The organism is Microbacterium deminutum (genome assembly GCF_039530205.1).
In the GTDB taxonomy this organism is placed as follows: Bacteria; Actinomycetota; Actinomycetes; order Actinomycetales; family Microbacteriaceae; genus Microbacterium; species Microbacterium deminutum.
On record NZ_BAAAOG010000002.1, the window covers coordinates 671499 to 686749 of the forward strand.

18 protein-coding genes are annotated in these 15251 nt (G+C 69.7%); 10 read left to right on the plus strand and 8 right to left on the minus strand.

The window, feature by feature from the left end; all coding sequences use genetic code 11:
• Positions 1–28: 28 nt before the first annotated feature.
• From ABD212_RS09375 to ABD212_RS09385, 3 genes are read right to left on the minus strand one after another with little or no spacing between them, the layout of a single operon-like run.
• On the minus strand, positions 29–541 hold the full coding sequence (locus ABD212_RS09375) for an SRPBCC domain-containing protein (RefSeq protein WP_344093721.1): 513 nt from the start codon (positions 539–541) through the stop codon (positions 29–31).
• Positions 538–1263 (minus strand): phosphotransferase, encoded by a 726-nt coding sequence (locus ABD212_RS09380; RefSeq protein ID WP_344093723.1) that lies wholly within the window; start codon positions 1261–1263, stop codon positions 538–540. The genes ABD212_RS09375 and ABD212_RS09380 overlap by 4 nt, the downstream gene beginning before the upstream one ends.
• Position 1264: 1 nt before the next feature.
• Positions 1265–1618, minus strand: coding sequence for a DUF488 domain-containing protein (locus tag ABD212_RS09385; RefSeq protein WP_344093725.1), 354 nt, complete (start codon positions 1616–1618; stop codon positions 1265–1267).
• Positions 1619–1715: 97 nt separating this feature from the next.
• Here ABD212_RS09385 and ABD212_RS09390 point away from each other — a divergent pair, with 97 nt between their 5' ends.
• Genes ABD212_RS09390 through ABD212_RS09400 form a run of 3 tightly spaced genes read left to right on the plus strand, consistent with a single transcriptional unit; the run spans position 1716 to position 4163 of the window.
• A complete protein-coding gene (locus tag ABD212_RS09390; protein ID WP_344093728.1) occupies positions 1716–2477 on the plus strand; it encodes an SDR family NAD(P)-dependent oxidoreductase in 762 nt (253 codons plus the stop codon).
• 43 nt (positions 2478–2520) lie between these two features.
• Positions 2521–3315 (plus strand): enoyl-CoA hydratase/isomerase family protein, encoded by a 795-nt coding sequence (locus ABD212_RS09395; RefSeq protein ID WP_344093731.1) that lies wholly within the window; start codon positions 2521–2523, stop codon positions 3313–3315.
• Complete coding sequence (locus tag ABD212_RS09400) at positions 3312–4163, plus strand: SDR family oxidoreductase (protein ID WP_344093733.1); 852 nt, start codon at positions 3312–3314, stop codon at positions 4161–4163. Before ABD212_RS09395 ends, ABD212_RS09400 begins: the two co-directional genes overlap by 4 nt.
• 6 nt (positions 4164–4169) lie before the next feature.
• On the opposite strand, the gene ABD212_RS09405 is transcribed toward ABD212_RS09400, so the two are convergent.
• Positions 4170–4808 (minus strand): LysE family translocator, encoded by a 639-nt coding sequence (locus ABD212_RS09405; protein ID WP_344093735.1) that lies wholly within the window; start codon positions 4806–4808, stop codon positions 4170–4172.
• Positions 4809–4845: 37 nt separating this feature from the next.
• Entirely contained in the window at positions 4846–5628 is a 783-nt protein-coding gene (locus ABD212_RS09410) for a hypothetical protein (protein ID WP_344093737.1), read from the minus strand.
• A gap of 80 nt (positions 5629–5708) precedes the next feature.
• Between ABD212_RS09410 and rlmN the strand changes: the two genes are divergently transcribed.
• The 4 genes from rlmN (at position 5709) to ABD212_RS09430 (ending at position 8957) form a co-directional block, all read left to right on the plus strand.
• A complete protein-coding gene (gene rlmN / locus ABD212_RS09415; protein ID WP_344093739.1) occupies positions 5709–6962 on the plus strand; it encodes a dual-specificity RNA methyltransferase RlmN in 1254 nt (417 codons plus the stop codon).
• Positions 6963–7005: 43 nt separating this feature from the next.
• Entirely contained in the window at positions 7006–8019 is a 1014-nt protein-coding gene (locus tag ABD212_RS09420; RefSeq protein ID WP_344093740.1) for an aldo/keto reductase family protein, read from the plus strand.
• Between the two features lie 28 nt (positions 8020–8047).
• The gene (locus ABD212_RS09425; RefSeq protein WP_344093742.1) at positions 8048–8518 is read left to right on the plus strand and encodes an NUDIX hydrolase; all 471 of its coding nucleotides are present in this window, start codon (positions 8048–8050) and stop codon (positions 8516–8518) included.
• Between the two features lie 67 nt (positions 8519–8585).
• Positions 8586–8957 (plus strand): VOC family protein, encoded by a 372-nt coding sequence (locus ABD212_RS09430; protein WP_344093745.1) that lies wholly within the window; start codon positions 8586–8588, stop codon positions 8955–8957.
• Here ABD212_RS09430 and ABD212_RS09435 read toward each other — a convergent pair.
• Genes ABD212_RS09435 through ABD212_RS09445 form a run of 3 tightly spaced genes read right to left on the minus strand, consistent with a single transcriptional unit; the run spans position 8924 to position 11988 of the window.
• The gene (locus ABD212_RS09435; protein WP_344093747.1) at positions 8924–9436 is read right to left on the minus strand and encodes a GbsR/MarR family transcriptional regulator; all 513 of its coding nucleotides are present in this window, start codon (positions 9434–9436) and stop codon (positions 8924–8926) included. The genes ABD212_RS09430 and ABD212_RS09435 overlap by 34 nt on opposite strands.
• Positions 9437–9445: 9 nt before the next feature.
• Positions 9446–11068, minus strand: a complete 1623-nt coding sequence (locus tag ABD212_RS09440; RefSeq protein WP_344093749.1) for an ABC transporter permease — start codon at positions 11066–11068, stop codon at positions 9446–9448.
• Complete coding sequence (locus tag ABD212_RS09445) at positions 11068–11988, minus strand: ABC transporter ATP-binding protein (RefSeq protein WP_344093751.1); 921 nt, start codon at positions 11986–11988, stop codon at positions 11068–11070. The genes ABD212_RS09440 and ABD212_RS09445 overlap by 1 nt, the downstream gene beginning before the upstream one ends.
• A 147-nt stretch (positions 11989–12135) precedes the next feature.
• Here ABD212_RS09445 and ABD212_RS09450 point away from each other — a divergent pair, with 147 nt between their 5' ends.
• From ABD212_RS09450 to prpB, 3 genes are read left to right on the plus strand one after another with little or no spacing between them, the layout of a single operon-like run.
• Positions 12136–12828, plus strand: coding sequence for a GntR family transcriptional regulator (locus tag ABD212_RS09450; protein WP_344093754.1), 693 nt, complete (start codon positions 12136–12138; stop codon positions 12826–12828).
• Positions 12825–14351, plus strand: coding sequence for an MmgE/PrpD family protein (locus tag ABD212_RS09455; RefSeq protein ID WP_344093756.1), 1527 nt, complete (start codon positions 12825–12827; stop codon positions 14349–14351). The genes ABD212_RS09450 and ABD212_RS09455 overlap by 4 nt, the downstream gene beginning before the upstream one ends.
• Positions 14351–15250: a methylisocitrate lyase gene (gene prpB / locus ABD212_RS09460; RefSeq protein WP_344093758.1), complete on the plus strand. Its 900-nt coding sequence runs from the start codon at positions 14351–14353 to the stop codon at positions 15248–15250. The genes ABD212_RS09455 and prpB overlap by 1 nt, the downstream gene beginning before the upstream one ends.
• Position 15251 lies beyond the last annotated feature (1 nt).

Below are 15251 nucleotides of genomic sequence, written 5' to 3' on the forward strand. Positions count from 1 at the left end.
TAGCGCCCCCGGCGGCGCCGAGCGCGGATCAGCCCCCGGCGACGAGCCGCTCGTACGCGGGCTGCATCGCGGGGAAGTAGTCGTCCCACGCGATCGCCGCGACATCCTTCCCGAGGTGCGCGGCGACCAGCCGGTCGAGGTAGTACTCCCAGCCGGGGCCGATCGAGCCGACATCCTCTCCGGGGTTCAGCCGCTGCCCGAACATGAGCGTCGTCACTTCGCCCTTCGGCACGAGTTCGAACCAGAGGTGCCACCCGCCGCCGGCGGCCGACGTGTCGCCCGCGAACTTCCGGGGCGGGTCGCATTCCACGATCGTGTACTCCTCGGCGGGTGCCTCGGCATCCTCTGCGGTCATGTAGAACGCGACATGCCCGCTCTTCGGGTCGCCCTCCCACCGCCCGATCCAGCGTGCCAGGCGGGCGGACTCGGTCAGTTCGCGCCAGACCTCGGGTGCGGGCGCAGCGAAGGTGCGCGTGAGCACGAGATTGGGCGTGCCGCCGATGTCGGTCACAGTGCCGGTGATGTCGGTTCGATCGGTCATGTCGCGTTCCAGAGCTCCCGGTAATACGAGAGGCGCTCGCGATCCGGCTCGACGCCGTACGCCTCGATGAGAGCATCCTCCCATCCGGGTCCGTAGTTCCACTCGGTGCTCATGGACGCGACCGCGATGTCGGCCCACCGGTCGCCGGTTCCGAGCAGACCCAGATCCACATGGGCGGTCCATCGACCGTCGTCGTCCAGCAGCGTGTTGGGGCAGCAGGCATCCGCATGGCAGACGACGAACCGGTCGATCGGAGGCGGCTCACGCAGCGCGTCGGCGACCCGGATGTCGCGTCGCGCGGCGCTCGCGATCCGCGACGCGACGCCCCAGTCGAAGGGGCAGTCCGTGACGGGGAGCGCGTCGTGGAGCGCCCGAAGGCCCTCGCCCACCGCGCGTACGGCGGTCGACGGTGCGGCGATCCACCGCGGTGCCACAGCGCTCTCACCCGGCAGTGCCTTCGTCACGAGCCACTCGTGGGTGTCATCACCGCCCACCTCGAGCACCGGCGGCACCCGCACGTATCGGCCGGCCCACTGCAGGCGGGTCGCCTCGCCGGCGAACGTCGACTCCTCGTTGCGCGGCGCGAACTTGATGTACCTCGAGTCGCCGGTGCGGAAGGTGAGCCCGCCGTAGTCGTTTCGCCACACCGGCTCGAGGCCCGCTCCGCCGGCGAGCGCGACAACGCGATCCGGCACGGCGACGGGGTCGACGGGGATCGACACCTCAGCCCTCGAGCGCTTCCCTCAGCACGACGACGTGGTTGCGCGCGGGATCGTGCGCGGCGAACACCAGCGTGACGAGCGGATGACGGGACAGCTCGTCGCGCAGTTCCGCCAGCGCCGCGGCCGAAGGCCCGGCGAGCTCCGCGCGGTAGTCGTCGGCGTAGGCGTCCCATGCCGCGGGCTCGGCCGTGTGCCAGGCCTTGCGGAGCTCCGCCGAGGGGGCGACCTCCTTCGCCCATTCGTCGAGCGCCGCGCGTTGCCGGGTGAGCCCGCGCGGCCACAGCCGGTCGACCAGCACCCGCCAGCCGTCATCGGCGGAGGGGTCGTCGTAGACCCGCTTGAGGCGCAGCTCCATGCCCCCATCCAACACCTCACCCGCCCTCGCGAGCGTCTAGCCTGAGTGAGGACACCTGCCCGCGTGGGTGGTGCCCTCGACCGTTCGAAGGAGAACCATGGAGCTCACGGGTGCCTCTGCGCTGGTCACGGGCGGCGCGAGCGGCCTCGGACTGGCTACGGTCCGCCGGCTCACGGCGGCGGGCGCTGCGGTCACGATCGTCGACCTGCCCGGATCCGCGGGCGCCGACATCGCGGCAGAGGTCGGCGGCAGCTTCGCGCCGGCCGATGTCACCGATCCCCAGCAGGTCGCGGCGGCCGTCGGCACGGCCGCGGCATCCGGACCCCTCCGCGTCGTGGTGAATTGCGCGGGGATCGCACCTCCGGCCAAGGTGCTCGACCGCGACGGCACCCCGACCCCGCTCGACGGCTTCGAGAGGATCATCAGGGTCAACCTCATCGGCACCTACAATGTCATCGGCCAGGCTTCGGCCGTGATGGCCCGCACCGATCAGACCGACGACGGCGATCGCGGAGTGATCGTCAACACGGCCAGTGTGGCCGCTTTCGACGGGCAGATCGGCCAGCCCGCGTACTCCGCGAGCAAGGGCGGCGTGCACGCCATGACCCTTCCGATCGCCCGCGAGCTCGCCCGTTACGGCATCCGGGTGCTGACGATCGCCCCGGGGATCATGGAGACGCCGATGCTGATGGGCCTCCCGCAGGCGGCGCAGGACTCCCTCGGCCAGCAGGTGCCCTACCCGCAGCGCCTCGGGCGGCCCGACGAATACGCGCGACTCGTGATGGCGATCATCGACAACGGCTATCTCAACGGCGAGACGATCCGGCTCGACGGTGCCATCCGGATGGCACCGAAGTGAGCCGCAACCGGGCGATCCGGCCGGCATAGAAGGAAGGAACCCGATGAGCAGCGACTCGATCCTCGTCACCGTGGAGGGCGGCCTCGCCCGCGTCACGTTCAACCGGCCTGCGTTCCTCAACGCCATGGACTTCGAGATGGGCGGGCGCTGGCGCGATGTGGCGCACGAGATCACGAGCGACCCGACGGTGGGCGCCGTGATCCTGGATGCCGCCGGCCCGGCGTTCTGCGCCGGCGGCGACGTCATCGCGATGGCGACATCGCAGGCGACCGGCGCCGACGTCACGGGTGCCGCGCACACCATCCACGACGGCATCCGCACGTTCGCCCTGTCGGACAAGCCGATCGTCGCCGCGGTGCAGGGCGCCGTGGCGGGCGGCGGCCTCGGCCTCATGCTGACCGCGGACTACATCGTCGCCGCCGACACCGCCAAGTTCGTCAGCAGGTACGCCAACATCGGCCTCACGCCCGATCTCGGCGTCACGACGCTGCTGCCGGCGGCGATCGGACAGCGCCGGGCACTGCAGCTGCTGCTGCAGGATCGCACGCTCTCGGCCGAGGAGGCCCTGGACTGGGGGCTCGTCGCCGAGGTGCTGCCGCGCGACGAGGTCGCCGGGCGCGCCGAGGAGGTGGCACGCTTCTGGCTCGACAACGCGACCGCGGCGTTCGGCCAGGCCAAGCGACTCGTGCGCGTCGGGGCAGGTCGGACGCTCCCCGAGAACCTCGACGACGAGGCGGCCACGATCGGCGCCCGCTTCGACACCGATGAGGCGAGGATGCGCGTGGCGGCCTTCGCCGCGGCATCCCGCAAGCAGACATCCGCGAAGGAGAACGCATGACGAGCTCGGGCACCCACGGCTCGCTCGAGGGCAGGACGATCCTCATGTCGGGCGGCAGCCGCGGCATCGGCCTGGCCATCGCGCTGCGCGCGGCGCGGGATGGCGCGAACATCGCGCTGCTGGCCAAGACCGACACCCCGCATCCCAAACTCGAGGGCACCGTGCACTCTGCGGCCGAGCAGATCCGCGCGGCCGGCGGCAACGCCCTGCCGATCGTCGGAGACGTGCGCAACGACGACGACGTCACCGAGGCGGTCCTCAAGACCGAGGGCGAGTTCGGCGGCATCGACATCGTCGTGAACAACGCGAGCGTCATCGACCTGTCGCGCTCGCTCGACCTGCAGGCGAAGAAGTACGACCTCATGCAGGACGTGAACGTCCGCGGCACCTTCATGCTGAGCCGGGCCGCGGTGCCGATCCTGCGGGATGCCGACAACCCTCACATCCTGTCCCTCTCGCCGCCGCTCAACCTCTCGCCCAAGTGGCTCGGCGCGCATACCGGGTACACGCTCGCCAAGTACGGCATGACGATGGCGACGCTGGGCCTCGCCGCCGAATTCAGGAAGGCGGGGATCGCCGCGAACACGCTGTGGCCGCGGACGACCATCGCGACGGCGGCGGTGCAGTTCGCGCTCGGCGGCGACGCCATGATGAAGGTCAGCCGCACGCCCGAGATCTACGCCGACGCCGCGTACCAGGTGCTCATCCAGCCGGCGGGCGAATACACGGGGCAGACGCTCATCGTCGAGGACGTGCTGGCGGATGCCGGCATCACCGACTTCTCGGGCTATGCGGCCGTGCCGGGCACCCCCGACGAGGAGCTGTTCCCCGACATCTTCCTGGAGTGACGCCCCTCAGTGCTTGTTGCCGGTGAGCAGCAGGATGCCGCCGAGCCCGATCATGAGGCCGCCGCCGGTCGCCGTCAGCCGCTCGATGCGCTTCGGCGACCTGCCGAACCACGAGCGGGCTCCCGCGGCGATGAGCGCCCACGTGCCGTCGGACAGCAGCGCGATGACGAAGAAGACGAGCCCCAGCTGGATCATCTGAAGGGGCACGGCTCCGGCATCCAGGTCCACGAACTGGGGCAGCACTGCGACGAAGAACGCGATGGTCTTCGGGTTGGTGATTCCGACGATGAAGCCCTCGCCGAGCTGGCGCCACGCCGATCGCGGCGCCGCGGCGGACGTGGCGGCCTCGGCCGACTGCCGGCGGTGGCGGATCGCCTGAATGCCGAGGTACATCAGGTACAGCGCGCCCGCGATCTTCACCATCGTGAAGAGCACGATCGAGTTCGCGACGATCCCCCCGACGCCCAGCGCCACGAGCGCGATCACGGGCAGCAGGCCGAGTGCGTTGCCGAGGACGCTCAGGAGGCCCCCGATGCGGCCGAGCGCGAGCGCCCGCCCGATCGTGAACAGCACGCTCGGTCCGGGGATGACGATCAGCACGAGCGCGGCAAGCGTGAAGGCGAGGAGGTTGTCGATCGGAACCACATCGAAACCATAGTGCCCAGCCGGCGGGCCTCCGCGCTCACCCGGATTCGAACCTGCCCAGGACGGCCTCCACCCGGTTCTGCTCGAGCCACCAGAAGCCGATGCTCTCACTGGCGGACATCTCTCCAGGGCGCTCGTTCGGGTCGATGTCGGCGGCAGTGAGCGACACGCTGAGCGTGCCCTGCACTCGATCGGCGGCCTTCACACATCGAGTGCGAACGTCGGCGGCGCGCTCGATGAGGATGCAGAACTGGTCTTGCGCTCCCTCGTACCCCTGCGCCACCCAGACATGCCACCCGTAGTACGTGCCGATATCCGTCGCCCACCGGATGGTCGTCGTCTGCGGAAACGCCGGTCGCCCGCCGCCGTCGACGGGCCAGTCGGTGTGCGAAGCAGAGGATCCACTCAGCGAGAAGGTCCTGAGCGTGGTGGCGTCGGGGTCTCCGCCGTAGGCGTAGCCCGCTGCTGCGGTCACGGTGGGCGTGGCGTCTGCGGAGGGCTCGGCACGCGGCGTCGTGAGCGCGATCGTGATCACGATCGCCACACCGGCCGTCACGGCCGCGATGACCGAGCCGCGCAACGCCGTCGAGCGGTGCCGCGGACTCGGGGCGGCGGTGTTGGGCGGCTCCGGGCGGGCTATGCTCGGCGGCTCCGGATCGGCGGCGGGTGGGGCGGGGACTGCGCGCGAGTCTTCGGCGAGCGCGAGATCCTCGAGTTCCACGAGGCGCGCGAGCGCGGGCGGGTCCTCGTGGATGTCTGCGCCGGGGCCGTAAGCCCGTCGGCGCAGTGCGCTCAGCTCGGCCCGGGTCGCGGCATCCATCTCCTCACCCTCCGGCCATCACGCTACGCCTCGCCAAGTGGCGTCGGGGTGGTCTGCGCCGCGGAGGCTACCCTGAAGTCATGACCACGCCTCCTGACGCTCCGCGCGTCCGCCAGGTGCGGCCCGCGACCGAGGGATGGAAGCAGAAGAAGGATGCCGAGGGGCGACCGCTCCTGCAGTTCGCGAGTCCGAAGCGCGGCAAGCCGCCCGTGCACCTCGCCGACCTCACACCTGACGAGCGGGTCGCCCGCATCAAGGAGCTCGGGCTTCCCGGGTTCCGGGCGAAGCAGCTCGAGAACCACTACTTCACGCACTGGACCCACGATCCGGCGCAGATGACGGACCTTCCGGCCGAGGGCCGCGAAGAGCTGGTCCACGGCATGCTCCCGCCGCTGCTGACCGAGGTGCGCCGCCTCGAGACAGACCGCGGCGACACCATCAAGTTCCTGTGGAAGCTGCATGACGGCGCACTCGTGGAGTCCGTCCTGATGCGCTACCCGGGCCGGATCACGCTGTGCGTGTCGTCGCAGGCGGGATGCGGCATGAACTGCCCGTTCTGCGCCACCGGGCAGGCCGGACTCACCCGGAACATGTCGGCGGCCGAGATCATCGAGCAGATCGTCCGCGCGAACCGCCTCATCGCCGACGGCGGCCTGGGTGGCAGGACGCTGCGCCGAGCGCATGAGCCCGGTCTGTCCGCCGAGCGGGTCTCGAACATCGTCTTCATGGGCATGGGGGAGCCGCTCGCCAACTACGCGCGGGTCATGCAGGCCGTGCGGGTGATGACCGACAAGGAGCACGGCCTCGGCATGAGCGCCCGCGGCATCACGGTCTCGACCGTCGGTCTGGTGCCGGCGATCACCAAGCTCGCCGGAGAGGACATCCCGGTCACCTTCGCGCTCTCGCTGCACGCGCCCGACGACCAGCTGCGCGATGAGCTCATCCCCGTCAATTCCCGCTGGAAGGTCGACGAGGCACTCGATGCCGCCCGGGGCTACTTCGACAGGACCGGCCGACGCGTCTCCATCGAGTACGCGCTCATCAAGGACATGAACGATCACGCCTGGCGTGCCGACCTGCTGGCAGACAAGCTCAACGCACGCGGCCGCGGCTGGGTGCACGTGAACCCGATCCCGCTGAACCCGACGCCGGGCTCGATCTGGACGGCCTCCGAGGTGCCGGTGCAGAACGAGTTCGTGCGCAGGCTCAACGCCGCCGGCATCCCGACCACCCTCCGCGATACCCGCGGCAAGGAGATCGACGGCGCCTGCGGCCAGCTCGCCACGACAGCAGAGGACGAGGCGGTCGCCGCTTCCACACCGCTCGAGTCCTGACCCCCTGCGCCGGGGCTTCCCGTCGCCCCGCTAGCGTTGAGGGATGGTCAACTATCGATTTCTCGGCAACAGCGGTCTCAAGGTCTCGGAGATCACCTACGGCAACTGGGTGACGCACGGCTCGCAGGTGGACGACTCGGCGGCGATCGCCACGGTCCATGCGGCGCTGGATGCCGGCATCACCACCTTCGACACCGCGGACGTCTACGCGAACACGGCGGCCGAGGCCGTGCTCGGCAAGGCGCTGTCGGGGCAGCGGCGCGAGTCGCTCGAGATCTTCACGAAGGTGTACTGGCCGACCGGGCCGCGCGGCGCCAACGACACCGGTCTCAGCCGCAAGCACATCATGGAGTCCATCAACGGATCGCTGAGCCGGCTCGGCACCGACTACGTAGACCTCTACCAGGCGCACCGGTACGACCACGAGACTCCCATCGAGGAGACCTTCCAGGCCTTCAGCGACATCGTCCGGCAGGGCAAGGCGCTCTACATCGGCGTCTCCGAGTGGACGGCAGAGCAGCTGCGCGAGGGCCACGCGCTCGCCAAGAGCTACGGCATCCAGCTCATCTCGAACCAGCCGCAGTACTCGATGCTGTGGCGCGTCATCGAGGGCAAGGTGGTTCCGGCCTCGCAGGAGCTCGGCATCTCGCAGATCGTCTGGTCGCCGATGGCCCAGGGCGTGCTGTCGGGCAAGTACCTTCCCGGCCAGCCGGTGCCGGAGGGCTCCCGCGCGACCGACGAGAAGAGCGGCGCGAACTTCATCAAGGGCTTCCTGCGCGACGACGTGCTCGAAGCGGTCCAGCGGCTGAAGCCGATCGCAGAGCAGGCCGGGCTCACGATGCCGCAGCTCGCCATCGCGTGGGTGCTGCAGAACCCGAACGTCGCCTCCGCCCTCGTGGGCGCCTCGCGGCCCGAGCAGCTCGCCGACACGGTGAAGGCATCCGGCGTCAAGCTCGACGCCGACACCATGACGGCGATCGACGAGGCGCTGGGGGACGTCCCGAACACCGACGCCGAGGACACCTACACCGTCTCGCCCGCGCAGCGCGTGGTCTAGAGCGGTCCTCGAGCGAGCGAGACGAAGCATGACCACGAGCGCCGGCATCCTGCTCTACCGACTCGACCCCGAGCCGGAGGTGCTGATCGCCCATATGGGCGGTCCGTACTGGGCGGCCAAGGATGCCGGCGCCTGGTCGATCCCGAAGGGGGAGTTCGACGAAGCCGACGAGTCGGCGCTGGATGCCGCGCACCGCGAGTTCGAGGAGGAGCTCGGCGTCGCGCCGCCCGCGGTCGCGTACGCGGAGCTCGGCACTTTCGCCTACTCGTCGGGCAAGCGGGTCACGGTGTTCGTGGCCGACGGAGCCGGATTCCAGGCGCCGACCGAGGGCTTCGGCGAGTTCGAGCTCGAGTGGCCGCCGCGCTCGGGCAGGACGGCATCGTTCCCCGAGGTCGATCGTGCGGAGTGGGTGGGTCTGGATGCCGCGCGCGAGCGTCTCGTCAAAGGTCAGCGGCCGGCCATCCACGCCCTCGAGGAGCATCTGGCCGCGGCATCCTGACCCCCTTGTCGGACCCCGGGATCAGACTGACACTGGCAGGAGCAGATCCGGACGAGAGGACAGGACCATGGCCCACGGCGACATCACTCACATCGACATCCCGGTCAGCGACCTCGATGCTGCGAAGACCTTCTACTCGAGGCTGTTCGGGTGGCAGATCGCCGCGCCTCCCGGATTCGAGGAGTACCCGATGTGGCAGGCGCCCAACAAGATCAGCGGCGGCGGCCTGGCGCCGCGCGGCGAAGGGTTCACGCACCCGCGCTCGTACGTCGAGGTCGATTCGATCGATGACACCATCGCGACCGCGGTCGATGCCGGCGCCACTGTCTCGAAACAGAAGGAGGAGATCTCGCCGACCAGCTGGTGGGCGGTGATCGTCGATCCCGACGGGAACGAGATCGGGCTCTACGAGGGCACGACGGACGTCCCGGAGGCCTGATCGGATCCGGATTTCACGCGGCGCTCCGCGTCCCATTCGTCGAGGAATGCCGGCATCCGCTCCGCGAAGAAGCGGAAGAACGCGGACATCTCCCTGGCGCGCTCCGTGGACTGGGGTGCGTCGGCATTCTCGTCGGCGACAGCGTCGATGAGGTCGGCGAGCATCGCGTACAGCGGCGCATTGGCGGTCAGCACCGAGTGCCAGCCGTCGTCGATGAGGTCGTACCGGTCGCGGCGGTCGCCCGCCCGTGAGAGCCGGTGGACGATGTGGATCGTCTGCAGGTACCGCACGGCACCCGACACGGCCGCTGCCGAGACGCCCAGCCGGTCCGCGAGCTCCGCGGCCGAGTAGCCCTCGTCGGGTGAGCCGACGAGGGCCATCATGACGCGCGCCGCCATGCGCGGCATCCCGGCCGCGGTGAGCATCGCGGCGGCGCGCTCGGCGGCGTCGGCGCCGGGGAAAGTCGTCGGCTCGCTCACGTGCGACGCCTATCCGCCGGTGGCCAGTTCGCGGCGACGCATGAGCGAGATCGAGGCCGCGCCGCCGAGCACGACGGCGAGGATGAGCCACCACATCCCCCGGACGTCGACACCATCCGGAGTCACCTCGGGCGCCACGGCCAGCGGTGACAGGTGCACGAGCCAGTCGGGGAAGCCGAAGAGGGGCCCGAACAGGCCCAGCATCGAGCCGATGCCGATGAGGGTCCACCCTGCGGCGATCGTCGCCCGCGGCGCGAGGACGAACACGAGCGCCGTGAGGACGAGGAAGACGGATGCCGCGATCAGCTGCCCGAGGGCGGTGATCGTGATCGTCTCCATGAGGCTCCAGTCGCCGTCAGCGGACGCCAGTCCGAGCATGGCCCCGACGACGCCGGCCGCCGCCACGCCGAGCACGGCGGCGAACGCGATCACGAGGTAGTCGACGAGCCAGCGCACTCGGCCGACCGCCGCCGACAGGACGGGCTCGGCCGTGCCGTGCGCCTCCTCCTGACGCGCGCGGGAGATGATCTGGACGCTGGCGCAGGCCGCGAAGATCCCGAGCAACACGAAGAAGACCGAGACCGTCGCCTGGGCGAGGGTGCCGGTTCCCCCCGCGATGTTCGACAGGATCTGCGCGACCGCGGGGTTCTGATTGCCCATCTTGTCGATCACCGACGCCAGTGACGTCGACAGCATCCCCGTCAAGAGGCCTCCGACGACCCAGCCCAGGATGGCGCCCCATGTCAGCCGCCACACCAATCCCGTCGGGGTGGAGAGCAGTGGGCTCGCTTCGGCGCGGCCGAGGCGCTCAGGGATGAGGCTCGCGCCGAGGTCACGTGCGGCCTGCAGGGCGATGGCCAGCCCGGCGAGCGCCAGACCGAACAGCAGCGCGAGCACGGCAGGCCAGAGGTTGTTGTCAGCGTAGGCTCGGACGTTCTCGCCCCAGCCGAAGGGCGAGAGCCACGTCAGCCAGGAGCTCTCCAGCCGCTGCAGGTCATCACTCGGGGTGCCGAGGGCGTTCCCGATGCCGCAGAACAGGAACGTGATCACGAGGATCCACGTTGCGAGCGAGTTCGCGCCGCGTGACGTGCGCATGAGCTGGCCGGCGACGAGTCCGATGCCCAGGAACGCGACGCCGACGCAGCCGACCGCGAAACCCGCCACCTTCGCCCCGGTCGCATCGAGCCCCGTGCCGATGAACGAAAGCGTCGTCAGCGCGGCCAGCACGAAGTTCGCGATGAGGCCGTGGATCACGGTCGCGACCACGGGCGTCGTCCGCCCCGCGGGTGTCGCCGAGACCAGCTCCGCGCGTCCCTGTTCCTCGTCCATCCGGGTATGGCGCACGGCGAGGAACGTGCTCATGAAGGCTGCCAGCATGGCCAGCCACGGGAAGATCAGGAACACCATGAACGCGCCCTGCTCCGCTCCCGACGGAAGTCCTCGGAAGAGCAGGATGACGGGGTTCGCCATCACGGTCACGAGAAGCTCCTGGCGATCCTGCAGGCTGCCGTATGACTGTGCCACCCCGGTGAACGACAGGTACGCCAGCAGGGCGGTGCCGATGATCCACATCAGCAGCTGACGCCAGTCGCGGCGCATCCGCTGTCGAAGAAGCGGCGCGAGCCCGCTCATCACTTCACCTCGGCATCCTCGAGCGCCGCCAGATCGTCGCCGTAGTGGCGCAGGAACAGCTCCTCGAGCGAGGGCGGCTCGATCCGCAGCCCCTGGACGTCGCGCTGGGCGAGCAGTGGGAGGACGCCGGCGACGGCGTCGCTGTCGATCGTGAATCGTGCGCGTCCCTCCGAGACGGTCACATCGTGGGCGCCCGGGATCGCCTCCGGTGAAGCGGCGGCGTCGAACGACACCTCGGTGCGGGTGAGGTGGCGAAGCTCTGCGAGCGTGCCCGACTCGGCGATCCTGCCCGCGCGGATGATGCTCACGCGATCGCACAGCTGCTCGACCTCGGAAAGGATGTGGCTCGACAGCAGCATCGTCGATCCTGCGGCGCGGATGCGGTCCACCTCCTGCCGGAACACCACCTCCATCAGCGGGTCGAGACCGCTGGTCGGCTCGTCGAAGATGTAGAGCTCGGCCGGGACGGCCAGCGCGGCGATGAGTGCCACCTTCTGCCGATTGCCCTTGGAGTAGGCCCTCCCCTTCTTGCGGGGGTCGAGCTGGAACTCGTGCATGAGCCGCTCCTTCTCGGCGCGGTAGGCGGCATCCCCGCGCCGCGTGCCGCGAAGACGGGCGAGCAGGTCGATCGCCTCGCCGCCCGACAGGTTCGGCCAGAGGCTGACGTCGCCCGGAACGGATGCGATTCGCCGATGCAGGGGGACGGTGTCGCGCCAGGGATCTGCCGCGAATACCGTCGCTTCGCCCGACGTGGCACGCGCGAGCCCGAGGAGGATGCGGATAGTGGTGGTCTTGCCTGCGCCGTTGGGGCCGAGGAAGCCGTGGATCTGCCCGGCCTCGACCTCGAGGTCGAGACCGTCCAATGCGCGGACCTTTCCGTAGCGCTTGACGAGACCCTTTGTGTGGATGACTGCAACCATGCGCGTGAGTGTACGCCGATTTCATGAATTTTTGAATACTTCTACAGGGGCAACATCGATGTATACGGAGAGCAGGAATTATCGGCATCCATCGGCAGTTCCGGTCACTTATGTATACAATGGCCCGGGCGGCAGAAGGGAGTGCGGATGCGGGCCAGTGATCGCGCCTATGCGACCCTTCTCGACGAGATCCAGCGGGGTCTGCTCGCACCGGGCGCCGTGCTTGCCGAGGTGGAGCAGGCCACACGGCTGGGAGTGAGCCGCACCCCCCTGCGTGAGGCGCTCGGCCGCCTCGCCTCCGACGGCCTGGTGGCGCAGCAGTCCGCTCGGGTGACCGTCGTGACCGCTGTGGATGCCGGCGACATCCGCGAGCTGTTCGAGGTCCGTCGCGCGCTCGAGGAGACCGCGGCGCGGCTCGCCGCCGAGCGCGGTGACCCCAGGGCCTTCGCCGACCTGGCCGACGCGTTCGCGCACGCCACGATCGACGGCCAGGACGCCCTCGACGACTACTACGCCCTGATCGCGAGATTCGACCGCCAACTCGACGCCGCGGTGGCGAACGACTACCTCACCGCGGCGCTGCGGACCGTCCGCACGCACCTCGTGCGGGTGCGCCGGCTCGCCCGCGACAATCCCGGTCGGCTCGCAGCATCCGTCGCGGAACATCGGCTGATCGCGTCGGCGATCGGGGCGCACGATGCGGAGCTCGCCGCCCACGCCACCCACGTCCACCTGCACAACGCGCTGGCGAACATCCTCGCCGCCGTCGACGAGCCCGCGGAATCCGCGACGACCCTCGCGCCCTTCGGGAACGCGCACACTCGAAAGGGAGCAGCATGACCGTCATCCACCACCTGCGCGTCCACCGAAGCGACGAGAACCTCGAGCGCGAGGGACAGCTCGCCTGGCACATCGCCGAAGTGGCGGCCGACCCGGTCGACGTCGACTCCGACGTCGTCGAGATGATCATCAACCGCGTGATCGACAACGCGGCGGTGGCGGCGGCATCCCTCACCCGCGCCCCCGTGAGTGCGGCGCGCCAACAGGCGCTCGACCACGCCGTCTCGATCGGGGGCGTCGGCGCGACGGTGTTCGGCTGCGCGCTCGACCGGCGCACCAGCCCGGAATGGGCGGCGTGGGCGAACGGGGTCGCGGTGCGCGAGCTCGATTATCACGACACCTTCCTGGCCGCGGAGTACTCGCATCCGGGCGACAACATCCCGCCGATCCTGGCGGTCGCGCAGCACGTCGGCGCCGACGGGCACGCGCTCGTGCGCGGCATCGCGACCGGCTACGAGATCCAGATCGACCTGGTGCGCGCGATCTGCCTGCACAAGCACAAGATCGACCACGTCGCGCACCTGGGGCCTTCCGCTGCCGCCGGCATCGGCACGCTGCTGGGGCTGGATGTCGAGACGATCTACCAGGCCGTCGGTCAGGCGCTGCACACCACAACGGCGACCCGGCAGTCTCGCAAGGGCGAGATCTCGTCCTGGAAGGCGCACGCGCCGGCGTTCGCGGGAAAGATGGCGGTCGAGGCCGTGGATCGCGCGATGCGCGGCGAAACCTCACCGAGCCCGATCTACGAGGGCGAGGACGGGATCATCGCGTGGATGCTCGATGGGCCGGACGCGTCGTACGACGTCCCGCTGCCGGGGGACGGCGAGTCCAAGCGCGGCATCCTCGACTCGTACACGAAGGAGCACTCGGCCGAGTACCAGGCGCAGGCGTGGATCGACCTTGCCCGCAGGCTCCACGGCGCGCACCCCGAACTCGCCGACCCGGCGAACGTCGAGTCGATCGTGCTGCACACCAGCCACCACACGCACTACGTGATCGGCTCCGGCGCGGGCGACCCGCAGAAGTACGACCCCACGGCATCCCGCGAGACGCTCGACCACTCGATCCCGTACATCTTCGCGGTCGCGCTGCAGGACGGCGGCTGGCACCACGTGGATTCGTACGCCCCCGAGCGCGCGGCCCGGGCCGACACGGTCGAGCTCTGGAACAAGATCACCACCGCCGAGGACGAGGAGTGGACGCGCCGGTACCACTCCGAGGACCCGAACGAGAAGGCGTTCGGCGGCCGCGTCGACATCCGGCTCGCCGATGGCGAGACCATCACCGACGAGATCGCCGTCGCCGACGCGCACCCGCTCGGGGAACGGCCCTTCGCGCGCGAGGACTACATCCGCAAGTTCCGGATCCTCGCCGAGCCGGTGCTCTCGGAGGCCGAGATCGAGCGCTTCCTCGATCTCGCGCAGCGCCTGCCCGACCTGACGCCCGAAGAGGTGCAGCGGCTGACGATCGTCGCCGAGCTCGGCGTGCTCGCCGGTGCTCCGGCGCCGAAGGGACTCTTCTGATGCTGTACTCCACCACCCCCGCCGCTGAGAAGCGGCGCCTCTTCCGCGAGCGCCTCGCAACCGGCGAGCTGCTGCGTTTCCCGGGTGCCTTCAACCCGCTGTCCGCCCGGCTCATCGAGCGGAAGGGCTTCGAAGGCGTCTACATCTCGGGGGCGGTGCTCGCCGCCGACCTCGGCCTGCCCGACATCGGGCTGACGACCCTCACCGAGGTCGCCGAGCGTGGGCAGCAGATCGCGCGGATGACGGAACTGCCCGCGATCATCGACGCCGACACCGGGTTCGGCGAGCCCATGAACGTCGCCCGGACGATCCAGACGCTCGAAGATGCGGGACTCGCCGGCACCCACATCGAGGACCAGGTGAACCCCAAGCGCTGCGGCCACCTCGACGGCAAGGCCGTGGTCGACGAGGACACCGCGATCAAGCGCATCCGCGCCGCGGCCGATGCGCGTCGCGACCCGAACTTCCTCGTCATGGCTCGGACCGACATCCGGGCCGTCGAAGGACTGGATGCCGCCATCGACCGCGCGAAGGCTCTCGTGGATGCCGGAGCCGACGCGATCTTCCCCGAGGCGATGCGCGACCTGAGCGAGTTCGAGGCGATGCGCGCGGCGCTGGATGTGCCGCTCCTCGCGAATATGACGGAGTTCGGCAAGAGCGATCTGTTCTCGGCCGACCAGCTGCGCGACGTCGGGATCAACATCGTGATCTGGCCGGTGTCGCTGCTTCGCATCGCCATGGGCGCAGCGGGTCGTGCGCTGGATACGCTGAACGACGAGGGTCATCTCACCTCGAAGCTCGGCGAGATGCAGCATCGCGCCGACCTCTACGACCTCGTCGACTACGAGGACTACAACCACTTCGACCAGGACGTCTTCAACTTCACCATCGCCCGCTAGA

Excerpts from the sequence above, each read along its gene's own strand:
- ABD212_RS09390 (WP_344093728.1), top strand. The coding sequence starts at position 1,716 with ATGGAGCTCACGGGTGCCTCTGCGCTGGTCACGGGCGGCGCGAGCGGC.
- ABD212_RS09440 (WP_344093749.1), bottom strand. The coding sequence starts at position 11,068 with ATGAGCGGGCTCGCGCCGCTTCTTCGACAGCGGATGCGCCGCGACTGG.
- ABD212_RS09385 (WP_344093725.1), bottom strand. The coding sequence starts at position 1,618 with ATGGAGCTGCGCCTCAAGCGGGTCTACGACGACCCCTCCGCCGATGAC.
- rlmN (WP_344093739.1), top strand. The coding sequence starts at position 5,709 with ATGACCACGCCTCCTGACGCTCCGCGCGTCCGCCAGGTGCGGCCCGCG.
- ABD212_RS09395 (WP_344093731.1), top strand. The coding sequence starts at position 2,521 with ATGAGCAGCGACTCGATCCTCGTCACCGTGGAGGGCGGCCTCGCCCGC.
- ABD212_RS09375 (WP_344093721.1), bottom strand. The coding sequence starts at position 541 with ATGACCGATCGAACCGACATCACCGGCACTGTGACCGACATCGGCGGC.
- prpB (WP_344093758.1), top strand. The coding sequence starts at position 14,351 with ATGCTGTACTCCACCACCCCCGCCGCTGAGAAGCGGCGCCTCTTCCGC.
- ABD212_RS09430 (WP_344093745.1), top strand. The coding sequence starts at position 8,586 with ATGGCCCACGGCGACATCACTCACATCGACATCCCGGTCAGCGACCTC.
- ABD212_RS09425 (WP_344093742.1), top strand. The coding sequence starts at position 8,048 with ATGACCACGAGCGCCGGCATCCTGCTCTACCGACTCGACCCCGAGCCG.
- ABD212_RS09445 (WP_344093751.1), bottom strand. The coding sequence starts at position 11,988 with ATGGTTGCAGTCATCCACACAAAGGGTCTCGTCAAGCGCTACGGAAAG.
- ABD212_RS09400 (WP_344093733.1), top strand. The coding sequence starts at position 3,312 with ATGACGAGCTCGGGCACCCACGGCTCGCTCGAGGGCAGGACGATCCTC.
- ABD212_RS09450 (WP_344093754.1), top strand. The coding sequence starts at position 12,136 with ATGCGGGCCAGTGATCGCGCCTATGCGACCCTTCTCGACGAGATCCAG.
- ABD212_RS09455 (WP_344093756.1), top strand. The coding sequence starts at position 12,825 with ATGACCGTCATCCACCACCTGCGCGTCCACCGAAGCGACGAGAACCTC.
- ABD212_RS09420 (WP_344093740.1), top strand. The coding sequence starts at position 7,006 with ATGGTCAACTATCGATTTCTCGGCAACAGCGGTCTCAAGGTCTCGGAG.
- ABD212_RS09410 (WP_344093737.1), bottom strand. The coding sequence starts at position 5,628 with ATGGATGCCGCGACCCGGGCCGAGCTGAGCGCACTGCGCCGACGGGCT.